Source organism: Thermosipho sp. 1070 (genome assembly GCF_001682135.1).
GTDB classification, from domain to species: Bacteria; Thermotogota; Thermotogae; order Thermotogales; family Fervidobacteriaceae; genus Thermosipho; species Thermosipho affectus.
Genome location: NZ_CP007121.1, coordinates 1,482,735 through 1,501,333, shown reverse-complemented (window position 1 = coordinate 1,501,333; position 18,599 = coordinate 1,482,735). Strand labels below are relative to the sequence as shown.

Here is an 18,599-nt window from a genome sequence, read left to right as displayed (position 1 = left end):
ATTATATTGAGGTGATTTTACCTCTAATACCACATTATTTGCTTTTAAATGCGATAATATTTATAAAAACTATTTTTATCGAGCTTTCACCATTTCTTTTTCCAAAAAGAAACACCCCCTAGTGTTGGTTTACTTTATCACTTCGGGGGTGTTTCTTATTTAAAAAACTAAGAAAAACTTTTTATCCTAGTGCCCTTGGATCAAACGCATCTCTTAATCCATCACCAACGAAATTGAAAGCTAAAACAGTCACAAATATAAATATACCTGGTATCAAAAGCCATGGGGCATTTTGTAATACGTATATATCTTGTGCTCTTGCCATCATCAATCCCCACGATGCAGACGGTTCCCTAATTCCAAGTCCAAGGAATGACAATCCTGCTTCACCCAAGATATAACCTGGAATTGCAAGAGTCGAAGTCACTATCATATACGTCATTGTATTGGGGATAACATGCTTCCACAAAATCTTTGAATCGGGATACCCAAGTGCATAGGCTGCTTCAACAAATTCATTTCTCTTTATCGATAATACCATTCCTCTAATAATCCTTGCACGTCCCGCCCATCCAATAAACGACAAAATAAATACAAGCAAAATGTAAACTTGAGAAGATGGGATATCCATTGGCAACAATGACCTTAGCAAAATCAATAAATAAAATCCTGGAATTGCCATTATAATCTCTGTAAATCTCATCAATAACTCATCGGCAACCCCACCATAATAACCTGCAATTCCGCCAAAGAATAAGGATAATGTCAACGTAATAGCTAATCCTATAAAACCTATTGAAAGCGATATTCTCGATGCAAAAATTAACCTTGACCAAACATCTCTTCCAAATTCATCAGAACCCATTATATATAATCTTACAAATTCATTATTATCATAATTATCTACGCCATATAAATGATATTTCAGCGGTATTATCCAAAAGACATAACCAACTCTTCCATAGTCTTTTCTCTTCGGTCCCCAACTTTTTACAAACCACTTTACAGGATAATATTTATAATCATAATCTTTTATTTTTAAATTTTTTCCAAACAATATATGTTTTTTTCCATTTTCATCCTCGTATTTAATATAATTAATCGTGTACTTTAATCCTACCTTGTCAATTTCTTTTTCATTTAAAACACCTAATTTAAAACCATATTTTCCAAATAAAACACTCTTTGCTGTTGAACTATTGTTCTCTAAAAACGCTTCACCTTTTAATAACACATCATCGTTAATACCTCTTACAAAATAATCAGTTTTTTCACTTGAGGATGCAACCTTTTTCCATTCGCCATTTACAAACGCATACTCTTCTCTTTTTAAAGTAAATTCTAGATCATTAACCTTTATAACTTTACCTCCAAAGTTATCCCTTGGCAAATATTTTGCATTATTTAACACCAACGTGATTAATTCGCCTTTATACTCAAATGTTATCCTACTTGGAAAAATCAATTCTCTAGTCTTTCTCGTATAATCCAATTTATCAACATAACTTATATATGGTAAAACATATAAACCTACTTTTTTCTCAAAATCTCCCACTTTATACACAGAAGAAACATCTGTTGGAGGTGCATATGAATGTTTCAGACTTTGCTCAAAAGGATTATATGGTGACAAGAAATCAGCTGCAAACATCATAACATATAAAACAATTAATGTCCATAATCCTACCATCGCAAGTTTGTTCTTTTTAAAAGCTCGCCACATTAATTGACCTCTTGTAAGATACACTTCCTCAAAATCTATATTTTCATTATTATTTTTCTTCTTTATTTCTTCTTTTTTCGCCATTAACTACTACCTCCTATTCCAACCTAATTCTTGGATCAACTGCTGCTAATAAAATATCACCAACCAAATTACCTATGATCAACATAATAACACTTATTACCGTACTTGCCATAACAACGTACATATCTTGTTGTTGCAATGCTTGATAAACTAATCTTCCAAGTCCTGGCCACGAAAAGATCGTTTCCGTAATTACGGCTCCTCCAAGGAGTCCAGATAAACTAAAACCAAACATCGTTATCAAAGGATTTATTGCATTCCTAACTGCGTGTTTAAAGATAACTACGCGTTCAGGCATACCTTTCGCCCTTGCAAATTCAACATAATCTTCGTTTAAAACATCAAGTAAACTACCCCTCATATACCTCATTAATCCTGCGAAACCGCCAAATGTTAAGGTAAACGCTGGAAGCTGCATATGCCAGAAAATATCTTTAAAACCTTCCCAAACAGTCATTTTCCCATGATTAACATCGTACATACCTGCTACTGGGAACCACCCAGTCTTTGCTGCCATATAAAGCAACAAAAGCGCTAAAAAGAAACCAGGTATCGCAATTCCAGTAAATGCTATTATTGTCAAAAACTTATCCCAAAAAGAGTATTTCTTTAAAGCTGAAACAATTCCCAATATAATACCCACAATCCACGAAATAACAAAAGAATATAACGACAATATCAACGTGGCTAAAACCCTTTCTCCAATCAAATCCATAACAGGTCTTCTATAATAAAATGAATATCCAAAATCTCCTTTAAATAATCCTTTCAACCACAAAAAATATTGAGTCAAAATAGGCTTATTAAGACCATACTGTTCCTCGAGAGATTTAATAAATTCTTTAGACACAGATGGATCAAGCCTGTATTGATCTAAAAAATCCCCAGGTGCTGCTTGCATTATCAAAAAAACCAACAAAGAAATTATAAAAAGTTCTGGAATCAATATAATTAATCTACGTGCTATATACCTTAGCAATCTCAGTCACCTCTCTTTGAATTTTAATAAGAAAGCAGGCGCAGGACGCGCCTGCTGCTATAAAATATTATTGTTCTCTCCATTCTTCATAAATATTCCAGGTTGTTCCACCAAGTGGTCCTATCTTAACATTTCTCAAGTTTGCTCTATATGCGTACATCCTTAATTGGTTTACAGTATAAATCAATGGTAAATGCTCGGATACCAATTGTTGGAATCTTGCAAAGTAATCCTTTACAATATTTTCATCCAAAATTGCCACATTTTCTTTGAAAATCTTATCAATTTCAAGTTCCCAATCTGGTAAATAATAATCATTTTTATCTACATATTCTGCAGTATCTGGTGAGTAATTCCAGAAATGCAATCCTGCATCTACTTTCCATACATTTGCACCACTTTGTGGTTCGTCTCCACCCGTTAATCCTATAATTATTGACTCCCAATCACCTGTATTTAATAATTTTTGTACTAATGTATTGAAATCAATTGGTGTAAATGTAACATCCATACCTAATTTTTTCAATGCATCTTGAATTATATTTGCCGCACCTTCTCTAACTCTATTTCCTGCATTAGTTGTAAGTAAAAACTTCACAGGATTTCCGTTTTCGTCGATAAGTTGACCATTCTCATCCCATGTAAATCCACCCATTTCAAGCATAGCCCTTGCAAGATCAAGATCAAATTCGTATTTTGTTACAACATCTTCGTTGTAATATGGAGAACTCATGGATACAGGTGACCATTGTGGAATAGCAAGTCCGTTGTAAAGAGTATCAATTATAGATTCCTTATCTATTGCATATGCTACTGCTTTTCTGAAGTACTCGTTTCTAAACCATTTTCTCTTGATTGGATCTGGTGTATTCCAATTAAATGTAATAAACAATGTTCCAAATGCTGGTCCTGCTGTTGTCACTACTATGTTAAGCTCTTTTTCTTTTTCCTTTAATTCTGCAAATTCTGTTCCTCTGGGTCCATAAACATCTATTTCACCATTTTCAAACGCAAGTCTCATTGCATCTTGGTTGGAAATTATCTTATAAATTACCTCATCAAAGTACGGAAGAGGATTTCCATTAGCATCCTTTTTCCAGTAATATGGATTTTTTACAAACTTTATGTATTGATCGGGAACATATTCCACGGGAATATATGGACCAAGCCCTACAACTTCCCCTTTGTTAATTGAATCAACTGTCCAAAATTCTTGGAAGTTTCCATTTTTTACATATTCTTCTGCAATGTGTTTTGGGAAAATATACATCCCACCTAAGTATCTAAATGCAAGTCTAAATGGTTCAGGGTAGTACATTCTTACAGTATAATCATCAATTTTTTCTGCTTTTGGCAAATAACCATTTGTACTTTTCAAAATATCTTGCATTGAGCTTGGAATATCAGGATTTGTATAAATTTCGTTTAATGTAAAGACAATATCATCAGCTGTAAGTGGTTGACCATCGCTAAATTTTACCCCTTTTCTAATGTGCCAAATAACTTCCATACCACCATCTGCTGTCAACCTGGGTCCTTCCCAACTTTCGGCAATTGCAGGATAAAATTTCATATCTACACCATGTCTTTCAATAAGTGTTCCACCATAACTCATAAACATCTCAATAACATCTGTAGAACTTGTTTCTTTTGCGGTAACATCATTAACGGTCTTTGGCCCACTCAGTGTTCCCAAGACAAACTGTCCGCCTGGCTTACCGTTTGCATCAGCACCTATATAAGGAAGTTGAGCAGCAAATGAAAACACCACTGCCAATACCACCAAAAATACTGCGAGCTTCTTCATAAACTCACACCCCCTCGTTTTCTACCAGGTAACATGATACCTGGTGATTTTCAGAAATTTTATACATATTTGGATATTCTTTTTCACATTTTTCCGTTTTATATGGACATCTCGGATGGAAGAAACATCCACTCGGTCTTGCAATCGGACTTGGGACATTTCCACTTAAAATTATCCTTTTTCTATTTTTCTCAACCTTTGGATCAGGTATCGGAGATGCAGATAATAAAGCCTTTGTATATGGGTGAATTGGATTTTCGAATACTTCATCAACATCACCCATTTCAACAATTTTCCCCAAATACATAACGGCAACCTTATCGCTTATAAATCTTACAAGTGATAAATCATGAGAAATAAAAACATAAGTAAGATTAAGCTCTTCCTGGAATTTCAAAAACAAATTAATTATCTGTGCTTGAACTGAAACATCTAATGCAGAAGTTGGCTCATCTAAAAATATAATTTCCGGGTCAACTGATAAAGCCCTTGCAATAGCTATTCTTTGTTTTTGTCCTCCACTAAACTGGTGAGGATATCTATCCATATGATATGGCTTTAATCCCACCATTCTTAAGATTTCCACAGCTCTATCATAGGCTTCTTTTTTATCAGATACTATCTTGTGAAATAATAAAGGTTCTGTCAAAATTTGTCCTATTGTCATTCTTGGATTTAGTGAACCTATTGGGTTTTGAAAAACTATTTGCATTTTTCTTCTAAATGGAAGCAACTCTTTTCTGCTAAGATTTGAAATATCTTTTCCAAACACCTTTATTTTTCCACCCGTTGGATTAATCAATCTAAGCATTGTCCTTGCGGTAGTTGTCTTACCACAACCTGATTCTCCCACTAACGCAAATGTTTCCTTCTTTCTCACTTCAAACGAAACATCATCAACCGCTTTCACATCTCCCACGTGTTTCTTTACCAAGAAACCTTTTGAAATGGGGAAATATTTTTTCAAATTCTCCACTTTTATTATGGGGTCATTTTTTATTACTTCATTCATTCCTCATCGCCTCCGATTCTTTCCTATCTAGAACGGGATTGAAACATCTTACAAAGTGTCCTGGTTCAATTTCTGTAAGCTCTGGAAGTTCTTTAGAACATTTATCCAAACGCCTTGGACACCTTGGTGCAAATGGACAAACATTAGGTACATCTATCATTCTCGGAGGTTGCCCCGGAATTGCTTCTAATCTATCCTGTTTCATATCAAGCCTTGGAATAGCACGCAACAACATATGCGTATATGGATGTGTTGGCTTGTAGAATATATCTTCTGCAGAAGCTATTTCCATTTGCCTACTTCCATACATAACAATTATTCTATCAGCCATAGAAGCAATAACTCCCAAATCATGCGTTATAAACAGCAGTCCTGTTTTAAATTCCTTTTGCAAATCTTTCATCAAATCAAGAATCTGTGCTTGAATTGTAACATCTAAAGCAGTTGTTGGCTCATCTGCAATTAAAACTTTTGGATTACACGAAAGTGCAATAGCAATAATTGCACGTTGCCTCATACCACCACTAAATTCAAATGGATATGCAACCATTCTCTTCTCTGCTTCGGGAATTTGAACTTTTTTAAGCATTTCAATTCCGATTTCCCATGCAGTCCTTCTGTCAACATTTTGGTGCCTAATTATCGTTTCTGTTAATTGATCACCTATTGTATAAAGAGGATTTAACGAGGTAAGTGGATCTTGGAAAACCATACTAATCTCTTTTCCTCTAATTTTGGACATCTCTTCTGCAGACAACTTTAAAATATCTTCTTCTTTCCCCCTACCTCTATAAATAATTTCACCACCAACAATTTTCCCTGGCTTATGGATAAGCCTCATAATAGATTTCACTGTAACACTCTTTCCCGAACCTGTTTCTCCAACAATTCCAACAACCTCATCCTCATGTAAATCAAACGAAACATCGTTAACAGCTTTAACAACACCCTCTTCCATATAAAACCATGTACTTAGGTTTTTAACGGATAATATAGGTTCCAAAAGTTTTCACCTCTCTTAACTAGTTTTTTTCATCGGCTATTATTTCCATAGTATCCAAAATCGGATCATATATACCAATTAGCTTCCTTTCTCTACTGACTTTATATAAATTCATACTTGTAACAAGATATCCATTTTCAAATGAAACATAATTTCTGTTTATAATGTTCAAAATAGTTCGGAATACAAACATTTCCAAACTCCCATACTCCACTGGTAACACCATTACAGTTATACCACAAGTTGTTTCAAATGTAAAGTGTTTGTAAAAATACGCATTTTCATGGTAAAAGTTGTTATTCAAAATTAAATATTTACAATCATCTTCAAACAGCTTTTTCAAAACTTTATTGATTAATTCATCACTATACCTTATGTTAAATTCCAATCCATCGTTATTAACCACTTCCAGGTTATCTAAATCAATAATAAAGCCTGCATTTTCCTCGTCTACCAAAGTATATTTTAAACCATTTTTATTTAAAAAATCTAGAAATTTTGACACATAATATTTATCACCTTTTATATATATCTTTTTTGCTGAATTAAAATTAAAAAAGAATGCAAAAACAGCTATCAAAAGCACTATAAAGATTACATTCCAATTTCTCCTAATATTTTCCCCTCCATTTATCACTTTTTTTACAAATATTTAGAATACCACATTATTATTTTTTTTCAACTTTCATCAATATTCTTAAAGATGAATCTTTGACAATTATAAATAATAGTGTTAAAATATCATGTGGTGCCGTGCTAAGCGGGGGGTTGGTGGTCCCCTGAACCCGAAATCCACCTAGCGGGGCTTAATTCCCCTACTGAGGTATCTGAGGTCTGAAAACGGTTTTCACTAAGACGTTGAAGGCCGAGTCCCACGCAACAACTACCTGTGAACCGGGTCAGGTCCGGAAGGAAGCAGCCCTAAGTAGGCAAGTGTGTGCCGTGGGGGTACTCGACCTGAGTCTGATGTGGAGATACGCTCAGGTCTCAGAGAATCGAAGCAGGGGTGCACGGCACCTTTTATTTTTTGAATTGCACTTCATAAAGTTTATAATACATTCCCTTCTTTTTCATCAATTCTTTATGAGTTCCTTTTTCCACTACTTTACCATCATGTATTACGAATATAACATCTGCACTTACAACTGTCGCAAGTCTATGCGCGATCATAACGACTGTTTTTTCTTTCGATAATTTTCTAACAGCTTTTTGTATCCTTTCTTCAGTTTGCACATCAATATTGCTTGTTGCTTCATCGAGTATAAATATTTTAGCATCAAACAATACAGAACGTGCTAGTGCAATTAGTTGTCTTTCACCCGCAGAAATTCCTTTTCCTCTTTCAATTATTTCTGTTTTTAATCCCTTGGGTAATCTTTCTATTAAATCCCAGACATACACCTTTTTTAAAGCTTCAATAACTTCTTCCTCAGATATTTCTTTATGAAAAAGTCTCACATTATCAAGTAAACTCCCCGAAAACAATACTACATCCTGTGGAACCGCAGAAATATTCTTACGTAAATAATGAATATTATACTTTTCAAGTTCTAAATTATCAATTAATATTTTCCCTTTTTGCAGTCTATACATCCCATTAACTAAGTTCATTATTGAAGTTTTTCCCGCACCAGTTTCTCCAACTACAGCTATTAATTTTCCAGGTTCAAATTTTAAATTTATATCTTTTAGTATCCACCTTTCTTCATTGTATCTAAACCAAACATTTTTAAATTCAACTACACCTTTTTCAATTTCCCTTTTACCATTCTCAGCGCCAAAATGTTCTTCCTCTTCATCCATCAACGTAAATATCTTTTCAGCACTTGCTACCGTATTTTGAATAATATCATACTTTTCGGATAAATCTTCAAGTGGTTTCATAAACAATTCTAAATAAGCAATAAACGCGTATAAATCGCCAAAATTTAAAGTTCTTAAAATAATATACTTTGCTCCCATCCAAATTATCGCAGCAATTGCCAACCTATATAAAGTACTAACGGTAGGTCTAAAAATAGCAAAAACATACATCTGTTTTATCCTAGCATTGTACAAATCCTTATTAACCTTATCAAATTCTTTTCTTTCAAAATCTTCAGCATTAAATAATTTGACAACTGGCATTCCAGCAATATGTTCTGCCAAATAAGCATTAACTTTGGATATACTCGTTCTAACAGTTCTATACGCCTTTAAATCAAAATATCTAAATAAAAGCATTGCAACTATCAATACAGGAAAAACGAAAGAAATATTTAAAAATAAATTCTTACTTACACTTAACATCATTATAATTACTCCTGTTAGCAAAAATAAATCATTAAATACACTTGTAACCACAGATGTAAAAAATTCCATAACATTTTGAGTATCATTTGCTATTCGTGTCGTAATCTGACCACTTGGATGTTTGTCAAAAAAAGACATAGGAAGTTTTAAAACATGACGAAACAAATCTCGTCTTATGTCATAAACTATTTTTCCGCCAAGGTAAGTGGTAATCAAAATTGAAATATATTCAAAAACAAATATTAAAGATGTAGAAATAATAAAATACACTGCCATTTTAAAAATACCAGAAAACCTTTCTGATGTAGGTAAGCCATCATTTGTAATGTAGTTGTTTACAGCACTTCTTACAATTTGTGGAGGTAACAAAGTAACAAAGGTGAGAGAAATAACAACCAAAATAGCTATTATAAATAAAGCCATGTATGGCTTTGCATATTTTAGGAGCCTTAAAAGCTGCTTCATATATTTTCTCCTCCATTATTTATCAAGATAATCTGAAACCATACTACATATTCCCTCTAAAAATTTTTTATCCATTTCATCAAACGGTGAAACATAATGACTATCTATATCTATCTCACCAATAACCTCTTTATTTTTGAATATAGGAACTACAATTTCGCTTTTCACCTTTGGACTACATGACAAATAATTTGTCTCTTTTAAAACATTCTGAACTATAAATGTTTTTTTCAAATCGGCTGCCTGACCACATATTCCCTCTCCAATTTTTATTTTTACATGTTCTGTAGGTTCACCTACAAAATCGCCTAACTCTAAAACCCCCTCATCATTTATCATATAAAATCCCACCCAATCATAATATGGAACTTTTTCATATAAAATTTCGCAAATGCACTTCATAAAACTCTTATCTTTTTCTTTTTTTGCCAAAAATTCATTTATTTCTTCAAAAATTTTCTCTTTATTGTAAAAATTTCCCATTAACTCTCCTTTTCTAAAATGTACAATAGATTGAAACACAGCTTCGGAAACTTTATTAAGTTCTCCTTTTTCCCATAATGAATACAAATTTTCAAATATAACTTTTTTTTCATTTTCTTCTACAACAATCCAATCCACACTTTTTGGAAAAACTCCCAAAAATGTTATAAAATCTTCTCTTTTTAAATCTAATTCTTCTGAGCGTTGCCTGATTCTTTTTGCAATTGAATCCTTCCCCACCAGTTCTCTATAATCATACAAAAATTTATCAAAATTTCTCCTTTCTAATTTATCAAAATTTGGAGTACCTAAACTCTTTTCAATTTCTCCTAGAATTGAAAATTTGGATTTTAATTTTTCCCATATATTTCCCCATTGAGACTTATCATACCTTAAAAACTCAAGCATTTCTTCCACGTGATTTTCTACAATATTTCTCATATTTCATCCCCCCCAAATCTTTTTTTCTTCAATTACTTCATATTCTTTCTCACTTAAGACTCTAATTTTTAAAAACCTACTCCTTAAAAAAAGTTCAAGTTCATCACCACTTCTTATCTCAGAGGCCGGTTTTAATGCTATATTATTTCTAATAATCTTTCCATTTTTTGCAAGCTGCTGTGCTATTGTTCGTCTTTTAATTATACGTGTTTCCTTTAAAAATTTATCTAACCGCAAAATATCACCCCTTGAAAAATTATACCATAAATAGTTCGTTGTGCTAAAAAATTCAAGCCCATTAATGGGCTTGAACTTGATTTTTATTTCTTTTTACTTAATTAGTGCTTGTTGCGTTTTTCATAAAATTAAGTTCGTTAAATGCCGCATCAAAATCCATATATGTAGGTGTTGCTTCTTTTAATTTTTCAAGATACTGCTTAGCAGTTGTCGCATCCTTAAGCATCTTATTTATTTCATACAAATTATAAAGAACTTCTGCTTTCTGATTTAATGAAATATCCGTCGCTTCAGATAAAGTTGTCAAACCACCGTATAAATCAATAAAATCATTCATAACATTTTGAAGCATTCCATATTCTATATACGGTTTAATCTTAGAATACAACTTTGTATAATAATTAAACAATACATCTTTTCTATCTGGATATTGTTCTTTCATCTTTTTTGTTGCAATAAATGATTCAGGATAATCTTTATAAACACTCTTCAAAACAATATCTGACTCTTTTTTAGCATCATCAATAATTTCACTATTAGTAAATGACGCATCTTTTATCATCTTATCAACCAAAGTCACAAATGCAGCTTTTATCTCAACAGGAACATCTTCTTTTACTATGTTTGAATTAAAATCAAATACCATACCATTTAAATTCTTATACACATTCAATAAATCAGTTCCTGATTTTGTTAAAACTTCGTTCCATACCCTATAAACTTCGTTATTTATAACAAACCCAACGTTATTATCCTTTTTGAACTTTTCAATCTCATTTCTAAACTTTTCACCCTGAAGCTGATTTAAAACATCTTGATAACCTTGCGAAAGCGAAAATTTTTCAAATGTATCTACATTAGTTAAATCATTTACATAAAATACAAAAAAATTACTCCCCAAAGGAACTGGACCTACTACAGTATTTGGTGTAGAAAAAATCGTTTCTTCAAATTTTTTGTCCAAAATTCCCCTCTTAAGGTTTGGATACTTTTGAATAGAAACATTCAGATCTGTTGCAGCTTTTTCAAAACCATCTATAAGTGCTTTTGTAATAAAATTATTTGCACTAGCTTGGGTTGAAAAGCTTACAAAATCAACATTTGCAGAATCATACTTATTCATTAATTCCTCTTTGTGACTTTCATAGTATTCTTCCATTTGTTTCTCATCAATTTTGGCAATTTTATTTTTAACTTTTGAAATAGTTAAATACTTAATAATATCAGGTTCTATAGATTTTTTGTAATTTTCCAAACCACCAAAATTTTGTTCAACATATTTCAAAAGGTTTTCATTTTCCTTTATCTTACTTACTTGTTTTTCAAGTTCATCTTTAATTTCGCTTTTACTTGGTCTAATATTGCTAACTTCCGCATAATAAAGCACCACTTTTGTATCTATTAAGTCATTCAAAAGTGATGTTTTTAACATTGGTTCTTCAAAAACCGGATCAACATCAGTCAATTTGTAATAAGATAATGCTTGACTATATGACTTTTCTAAATCCCATGGAAAAATCCAATAATCCGAATTTAAAGCTGTTCCATCTTTTGTTAAAAATGCTACTGAATCACTCAAAGAATACTCAATTTTACTTTTCCTTGCAGAAAAATAAGAGGTTAAAGACCAAATTACTATACCAGCCACAAAAGCAATAGCAATAGTCCAAATAATTACACCGTGTGCCTTTTCAAACCATTTTCTCATTCTTGCGAACCCCCTTCTATATCTAGCTCTTCTTCTTCAAAAGATTTTGGTCTAACAAGTGGGAAAGCTATAACATCTCTAATTGTAGGTGAATTAGTCAACAACATTACAAGTCTGTCTATTCCTATTCCCAATCCACCAGTAGGTGGCATTCCATACTCAAGTGCCCTTACAAAATCTTTATCCATCATTTGAGCTTCTTCGTCTCCTGCTTCTCTTAACTCAACTTGCTTTAAAAATCTTTCATATTGATCAACTGGATCGTTCAACTCACTAAATGCATTTGCCATTTCCCTTCCAAAGATTATTAACTCAAACCTTTCTGTAACACGTGGATCTTCTCTATGCTTTTTTGCAAGTGGTGAAATTTCAACTGGATGTTCCAATAAAAATGTAGGTTGAACAACTTTATCTTCGACAAGATCCCAAAGTTTCTCTATTATATGTCCCCTGTCTTTTATTTCCACTTCTACTTCACGTGCTTTTAAAACTTCAATCATTTTATCTGTAGAATCTTCTAATATATCTACGTTTAAATGTTCTCTAATAAAATCTCTCATCTTCACCCTTCTCCAAGGTCTGGAAAAATCAAGCTCAATATCTTGATATCTTATCTTTGTGGTTCCAAATATCCTTTCAACTATAAAAACAAATAATTCCTCTGTAAGATTCATCATATCTTCATAATCAGCATAAGCCTGATAAACTTCAATTGAAGTAAACTCAGGATGATGTTTATACGATAACCCTTCATTACGAAAATTTTTACCAATTTCATATATCCTTTCAAATCCACCTACAATAAATCTTTTTAAATACAATTCCGTTGCAATTCTCATATACATATCAATATCAAAAACATTCAAATGTGTCACAAAAGGTCTTGCTGATGCACCACCAGTCACATATTCCAAAATTGGTGTTTCAACTTCAATAAATCCTTTTGAATTCAAAAATTCTCTAATTAATTTTATTACTTCAAACCTAATCCTAAATCTATTCAACGTTTCATCATTTGCAATCATATCAACATATCTTTGTCTATACAATAACTCTTTATCCTTAATACCATGCCACTTTTCAGGCATAGGCCTTAAAGGTTTATTCAAAAGCTCTATTTCCTTTACAAGAATTGTAATTTCACCTGTTTTACTTTTAAACACACTTCCTTTAACACCTACAATATCACCAATTGAAATATACTCTGTAAAGAAGTTATATAATTTGTCTCCAACAATGTCTTTTCTAATATATGCTTGTATTCTTCCATAAAAATCTTTAATATGGAAAAACGCACTTTTTCCATGTTTTCTTAAAGACATTATCCTTCCAGCAGTAGATACAAATGCATTTTCTTCTACCTCTCCTGGTTTTAAATCTCCAAATTCTCTTTTTATCATTTCACTAGTATGTGTTTTGTCAAACTTATTTGGATATGGATTGACCCCTTCAGTTCTTAATTGATTTATTTCTTTTATTCTTTGTTCTCTAAATTCCTTTAACAACTTCAATCCCTCCTAAACTTTTATTCCCAAAATCTGATATTTAAAAACACCTTTTGGTGATTTAATTTTAACTATTTCGCCTACCTTTTTTCCAACCAGAATTCTTCCCACAGGAGATTCAATACTTATCTTATTGCTGAAAACATCTGCTTCATGTGGAGTTACAATTTGTATAGTCTTTTCTTCACCAGTTTCAATATTTTTAATAATAACCCAATTTCCAATGTTGATTACGTTAGTATCTAACCCTTCAATAACTTCTGCCTTTGAAAGCATATTTTCAAGTTCGTTAATTCTTGCGGCAATTCTACCTTGTTCGTTTTTCGCCTCTTGATATTCAGAATTCTCAGACAAATCACCCAACTCTCTTGCCTCTTTAATCCTTTCAGCAATTTCAAACATAAGCTTTTGCTTTAATTGATCGAGCTCGGCTTTTAATTTTTCGTATCCTTCTTTGGTTAAATAAATAACCTCTTTTTTCATTAATACACCTCCAATACTATTTTTCTTTTTTCAATTCTTCCACAACTTCTAAAAATTGTTCAACTTCTCTAAAATCTTTATAAACCGATGCAAATCTTACATAAGCTACCCCATTTAATTTTTTCAGCTTTTCCATGACCAATCTTCCTATTTTTAATGTTGATACCTCCAAATTTCCAGATTTTTGTATTTCGTTTACCACATCATCCACTAATTTTTCCATTTCATCTAACGTAACATTTGTCTTTTCACATGCTTTCATTATCCCATTCAAAATCTTATTCCTATCAAACTTTTCCCTCTTTCCATCTCTTTTAACGACAAATACAGGACCAACTTCATACCTTTCATACGTTGTAAACCTTCCCTTGCACTTTATACATTCTCTCCTTCTTCTTACCGTTAAACCAGATGAATCCACACGAGAATCCAATACTTTCGTATCTTCATATCCACAATATGGACATTTCATAAATATCACTCCACTTTTTTACCTTCCAAATTCTCATAAATTTTAAAAATCTTTCTTACTCTATTGTAAACCATGCTTTTACTCAACGGTGGTTCAAAAAGTTTTCCCAAATCCGATAAGCTTAAATCTTCATTTTCCAGTCGCAAGATTGCTAATTTTTTTAATTCTTCTGATAAAACTTCATACCCATACTTTTCAATTAAATTTCTTATGATTTTTATTTGTTTTGCATTACTCTCTCCTACCCTTTTTGCATTCGCACTTAAAAAATTCAAAGAACGATTAAAATCACTTTTTATTTCCCTTGAATTAACTATCTTTTCCATCTTATCTGCATTTCTTTGTGCTCCTAAAAAATTAAGCAATTCAACAATTTCGCGTGATTTTTTCACATAATACCTAAAATTATTATTAAACTTTGAAATCTTTCCTTCAACACCCAAATTTTTTACAAGAAAATTTTTTATAATATTTAATAAACTTTCATTGTGCGAAATTATTTCAAAATGATAACTTTTCACAGGATCAGTAACCGAACCACTTGCAATAAAAAGTCCTCTTAAAAATGCAGAAAAATAACTCAAATCTTCAAAAATATAACTTGGTATTTCCAGAACATCTATCTCAAGCTTTTCCATTATAGAAAAAGGTATAAAAATTTGTACTCTCTTTTTCTTCAATTTATTTTTTATCAAAGTTAACTTTTTTTTATCAACTTCTACTTGATTCATCAAATTCATTATTCTACGTGCAGCAGGGATAAAGCCAACCTCTAATTTCACAAACAAATCTACGTGTGTTTTAATAAGAACTCCTTTTGATTTTAAGAATCCTGAAAGTTCTGACCTTGCTTCTTCCGCGCTATTTATTTTTAAATGACAAAGCTCCCCCTTAACATCTTCTGAAAAAGTATAAAGCATTTTATCACCTGATCAAATCAATAATTAAACTCGCAAGTCTCAAAGAATTATGTCTTATTCTCCCATCATTATCTTTCATTTCAATTAAATCATCTATTATAATTCTTTCATCATTCATATCTCCTTCAACTGGAACTGAACCATTTTCTAAATACCGTCTCAAAACACTTTCACAAATATTAGAATAAGATACAATAATATAATCAACTTTTCTTTTTAAATATCTTTCAATTGTTGTCACATGGTCACTAAGAGTAAAATTATATGACTCTGATGGTTGAGTCATTAAATTGGAAACATATACAACTTTTGCCTTTGATTTGTTTAAACTCTCGTAAAATCCATTTACTAGTAAATTAGGTATAATACTTGTATAAATGCTCCCGGGGCCAAGTATAATAACATCGGCATTTTTAATTGCACAATCTGCTTCTTTGTTAATATAAATTTCTTTATCTAAAGATATTTTAATAATTTTCTTTTTTACAACTTTCATTATTTCACTTTCACCATGAGCAACAGTTCCATCTTCGTAAAATGCAACAAGTCTTACTAAATCTTCAGATACTGGAATTACCTTACCATTTATAGCTAATACCTCTGAAATATACTCTACTGCTTTTGTAAAACTACCTAACATTTTTGTAAGTGCGGTTAAAATTATGTTCCCAACTGTATGTCCCAACAAAAAACCATTTGAAAATCTATACGAAAATAACTTCCCCAGTATCTCCTCATCTTTTGCAAGTGCAACTAAATTGTTTCTAATATCTCCCGGAGGTATAATATTGTATTCTCTTCTTAAAACTCCAGAACTTCCTCCTTCATCTGTAACGGTAATAATAGCTTTTAAATCAATACCCTTAAAGTATTTCAGACCTCTTAACAAAGTTGAAACTCCTGTTCCGCCTCCAACTACTACAAAATTCATTACTTCACGTCCCTATGCTCCAATAAAACTTTGCAATCTTCCAGATAAAATTTTGCAAGCTCTTCAGCAAAGAACACAGAGCGGTGTTGACCACCAGTACACCCAATTCCAACACTTAACTCCATTCTTCCCTCATTTTCATATCTTGAAATCGCAAAATCAATAACTTGCTTCAACATATCAATAAAATCACTTACACCCTGTGTATTGTATAAAAATTCTTTAACCTCTTTGTCTTTTCCAGTTTTATTTCTTAAACCCACTACATAAAATGGATTAGGAAAAAAACGAACATCAAACACAAAATCAACATCTAATGGTACTCCATATTTAAATCCAAAACTTAGAATACGCAATAAAAATTTCTTCTCTACACTTGTCAATATTTCTACTAATCTTTCCCTCAATTGATGTGGATTTAGATTAGAAGTATCAATAACTATATCTGATATCTCCAAAATTTTTGTAAACGAATTTCTTTCATTTTCAATTGCTTTTTCCAACGAATTAGAAACCTTAAGCAAAGGGTGATTTCTTCGAGTGTGTGCAAATCTATTTATTAACACACTATCCTTTGCATTCAAAAATATTATTTTAATTTCCTTTAAATACTTCTTCTTTAAATTTTCAATAACTAAATACATATCTTCCAGATTCCCACTTCTTGAATCTATAACCAAGGCCAAATTTTCTACATTAATAGATATTATGGGTATTATCTGCTCAATTAAATTTACAGGCAAATTATCTATACAATAAAATCCCATATCTTCTAATAATCCAAGTGCTGTAGATTTACCTGCTCCCGATAATCCCGTTAAAATCACTAAATTTTTCAATGGATATCACCTTTCTAACTCTAAACTTATTAACAGTATACGGAACTCTAAAATTTATTCTTTTTAATTTTCTTTCAAAAATTACCGGATCTCCTGTTACATAAAACTCAACAAACGGTTTTTTCGAATTATCTTTTGGTACTAATTTTGACAGCTCTTCGGCTGGGTCAATTATTCTAACCTTAGGTAAAACCCTTGAAATTATTCCCTTTAAGAAAGGAAAATGTGTACAACCCAATATCAATTCTCTAATATTCTCCTTTCTTAAAGAAAGCAAATAATAATTTGCAATAGCTTCAACCATTCTGCCGTAAAAAACCCCTTCTTCAACTATAGAAACAAATAATTGTGTAGATTTTTGATAAACCTCTTTACCCATCATTTCCAAATAACGTTTATAACTACCATTTTTTATAGTAACATTTGTGCCTATAACTCCAATCCTATCGGCTTTTATCGCATTTATACCGGCTTTAATTACACTATTATATTTTATCCCTAAATCCAAATTTCTTCCCAATATAATTGAATCTGTAGTATTACAGGCTGCAAAAATCTCATTAACTCTCTTCTTATGAAAAAACTCTACAAATTCCCAAACAAAAGACTCAAGGACTTCTGGAGTCCTTAATCCATATGGAGCCCTTTCGGTATCCGCAATATAAATATAATGTGCTCCATTTACATATGCAAGCTTTTTTAAAACAGAAATTCCCCCAATCCCTGAATCAAATAGACCTATTTTCAACGTTAGGTTCCTCCATATTTTTTAGCTTTTCACTTAATTTTGAAATTTCATCCAAACATTTAAATTCATTTTCAATCACATCACACAACATCGCAAGAAATCTTTCATCTAACGATGAAAGATTATCATACTTTTTGTTTAATTTAACTAATCTTTGTTCGATATAATTTAATATCTCTTCTTCAACATCAGATTCAACAATAAATTTTTTATCATTAAACTCAAGCGTTTTCTTCACCATTTATCTCCGCTGATGTCTCCACAACATTTTTTATTTTTCCCAATAATTTTTCAAATGTTCCATAAATTTGCTCTTTTAATGCATTGTTTTCTTGCTCAAGCTGATTAGCCCTTTCAATAGCAGCATTTAACTCCTTCCAAAGTTCTTTGTTTTCTTTCTTAAGTTCTTCGTATTTATTAATCAAATCATCAAAAAGTTGTTCAAGTTCTCTTATTTTTTCCTCCAT

Annotated in this window: 19 protein-coding genes and 1 other RNA gene; 1 reads left to right on the top strand and 19 read right to left on the bottom strand. The window is 31.8% G+C overall.

Annotated features, from left to right (window positions below; all coding sequences use genetic code 11):
* Nucleotides 1–181: 181 nt before the first annotated feature.
* From Y592_RS07645 to Y592_RS07620, 6 genes are all read right to left on the bottom strand, one after another.
* Entirely contained in the window at nt 182–1,807 is a 1,626-nt protein-coding gene (locus Y592_RS07645) for an ABC transporter permease (RefSeq protein ID WP_075666395.1), read from the bottom strand.
* Between the two features lie 13 nt (nt 1,808–1,820).
* Entirely contained in the window at nt 1,821–2,786 is a 966-nt protein-coding gene (locus Y592_RS07640) for an ABC transporter permease (protein ID WP_075666394.1), read from the bottom strand.
* A gap of 67 nt (nt 2,787–2,853) precedes the next feature.
* Nucleotides 2,854–4,593: an ABC transporter substrate-binding protein gene (locus Y592_RS07635; protein ID WP_088368945.1), complete on the bottom strand. Its 1,740-nt coding sequence runs from the start codon at nt 4,591–4,593 to the stop codon at nt 2,854–2,856.
* Nucleotides 4,594–4,597: 4 nt separating this feature from the next.
* The gene (locus tag Y592_RS07630; protein ID WP_075666392.1) at nt 4,598–5,605 is read right to left on the bottom strand and encodes an ABC transporter ATP-binding protein; all 1,008 of its coding nucleotides are present in this window, start codon (nt 5,603–5,605) and stop codon (nt 4,598–4,600) included.
* A complete protein-coding gene (locus Y592_RS07625) occupies nt 5,598–6,608 on the bottom strand; it encodes an ABC transporter ATP-binding protein (RefSeq protein ID WP_075666391.1) in 1,011 nt (336 codons plus the stop codon). The genes Y592_RS07630 and Y592_RS07625 overlap by 8 nt, the downstream gene beginning before the upstream one ends.
* A gap of 19 nt (nt 6,609–6,627) precedes the next feature.
* Nucleotides 6,628–7,194 carry a hypothetical protein gene (locus tag Y592_RS07620; protein WP_232218179.1) on the bottom strand — a complete coding sequence of 189 codons (567 nt, stop codon included), beginning with the start codon at nt 7,192–7,194 and terminating at the stop codon, nt 6,628–6,630.
* A gap of 165 nt (nt 7,195–7,359) precedes the next feature.
* Here Y592_RS07620 and ffs point away from each other — a divergent pair.
* Nucleotides 7,360–7,622, top strand: an RNA gene (gene ffs, locus Y592_RS07615) — signal recognition particle sRNA large type.
* A 6-nt stretch (nt 7,623–7,628) separates the two neighbouring features.
* Here the strand turns inward: ffs and Y592_RS07610 are convergent.
* The 13 genes from Y592_RS07610 to Y592_RS07550 form a co-directional block, all read right to left on the bottom strand.
* Complete coding sequence (locus Y592_RS07610) at nt 7,629–9,365, bottom strand: ABC transporter ATP-binding protein (protein ID WP_075666390.1); 1,737 nt, start codon at nt 9,363–9,365, stop codon at nt 7,629–7,631.
* A gap of 15 nt (nt 9,366–9,380) precedes the next feature.
* Nucleotides 9,381–10,289 (bottom strand): GAF domain-containing protein, encoded by a 909-nt coding sequence (locus tag Y592_RS07605; RefSeq protein ID WP_088368944.1) that lies wholly within the window; start codon nt 10,287–10,289, stop codon nt 9,381–9,383.
* Nucleotides 10,290–10,292: 3 nt separating this feature from the next.
* Nucleotides 10,293–10,526: a S4 domain-containing protein gene (locus Y592_RS07600; protein WP_075666388.1), complete on the bottom strand. Its 234-nt coding sequence runs from the start codon at nt 10,524–10,526 to the stop codon at nt 10,293–10,295.
* A 97-nt stretch (nt 10,527–10,623) separates the two neighbouring features.
* Nucleotides 10,624–12,234: a peptidyl-prolyl cis-trans isomerase gene (locus Y592_RS07595; RefSeq protein WP_075666387.1), complete on the bottom strand. Its 1,611-nt coding sequence runs from the start codon at nt 12,232–12,234 to the stop codon at nt 10,624–10,626.
* The gene (gene lysS / locus Y592_RS07590) at nt 12,231–13,739 is read right to left on the bottom strand and encodes a lysine--tRNA ligase (RefSeq protein WP_075666386.1); all 1,509 of its coding nucleotides are present in this window, start codon (nt 13,737–13,739) and stop codon (nt 12,231–12,233) included. Before lysS ends, Y592_RS07595 begins: the two co-directional genes overlap by 4 nt.
* A 12-nt stretch (nt 13,740–13,751) precedes the next feature.
* The gene (gene greA, locus Y592_RS07585) at nt 13,752–14,222 is read right to left on the bottom strand and encodes a transcription elongation factor GreA (protein ID WP_075666385.1); all 471 of its coding nucleotides are present in this window, start codon (nt 14,220–14,222) and stop codon (nt 13,752–13,754) included.
* A gap of 16 nt (nt 14,223–14,238) precedes the next feature.
* The gene (gene nrdR / locus Y592_RS07580) at nt 14,239–14,694 is read right to left on the bottom strand and encodes a transcriptional regulator NrdR (RefSeq protein WP_075666384.1); all 456 of its coding nucleotides are present in this window, start codon (nt 14,692–14,694) and stop codon (nt 14,239–14,241) included.
* A 5-nt stretch (nt 14,695–14,699) separates the two neighbouring features.
* Nucleotides 14,700–15,614 (bottom strand): DNA-binding protein WhiA, encoded by a 915-nt coding sequence (gene whiA / locus Y592_RS07575; protein ID WP_075666383.1) that lies wholly within the window; start codon nt 15,612–15,614, stop codon nt 14,700–14,702.
* A gap of 4 nt (nt 15,615–15,618) precedes the next feature.
* Nucleotides 15,619–16,545, bottom strand: coding sequence for a gluconeogenesis factor YvcK family protein (locus Y592_RS07570; RefSeq protein ID WP_075666382.1), 927 nt, complete (start codon nt 16,543–16,545; stop codon nt 15,619–15,621).
* Nucleotides 16,545–17,384, bottom strand: coding sequence for an RNase adapter RapZ (gene rapZ, locus Y592_RS07565; RefSeq protein WP_088368943.1), 840 nt, complete (start codon nt 17,382–17,384; stop codon nt 16,545–16,547). The genes Y592_RS07570 and rapZ overlap by 1 nt, the downstream gene beginning before the upstream one ends.
* Complete coding sequence (murI, locus tag Y592_RS07560) at nt 17,341–18,132, bottom strand: glutamate racemase (RefSeq protein WP_075666380.1); 792 nt, start codon at nt 18,130–18,132, stop codon at nt 17,341–17,343. Before murI ends, rapZ begins: the two co-directional genes overlap by 44 nt.
* On the bottom strand, nt 18,113–18,373 hold the full coding sequence (locus Y592_RS07555; protein WP_075666379.1) for a cell division protein ZapA: 261 nt from the start codon (nt 18,371–18,373) through the stop codon (nt 18,113–18,115). Before Y592_RS07555 ends, murI begins: the two co-directional genes overlap by 20 nt.
* Entirely contained in the window at nt 18,354–18,599 is a 246-nt protein-coding gene (locus Y592_RS07550) for a hypothetical protein (protein ID WP_075666378.1), read from the bottom strand. The genes Y592_RS07555 and Y592_RS07550 overlap by 20 nt, the downstream gene beginning before the upstream one ends.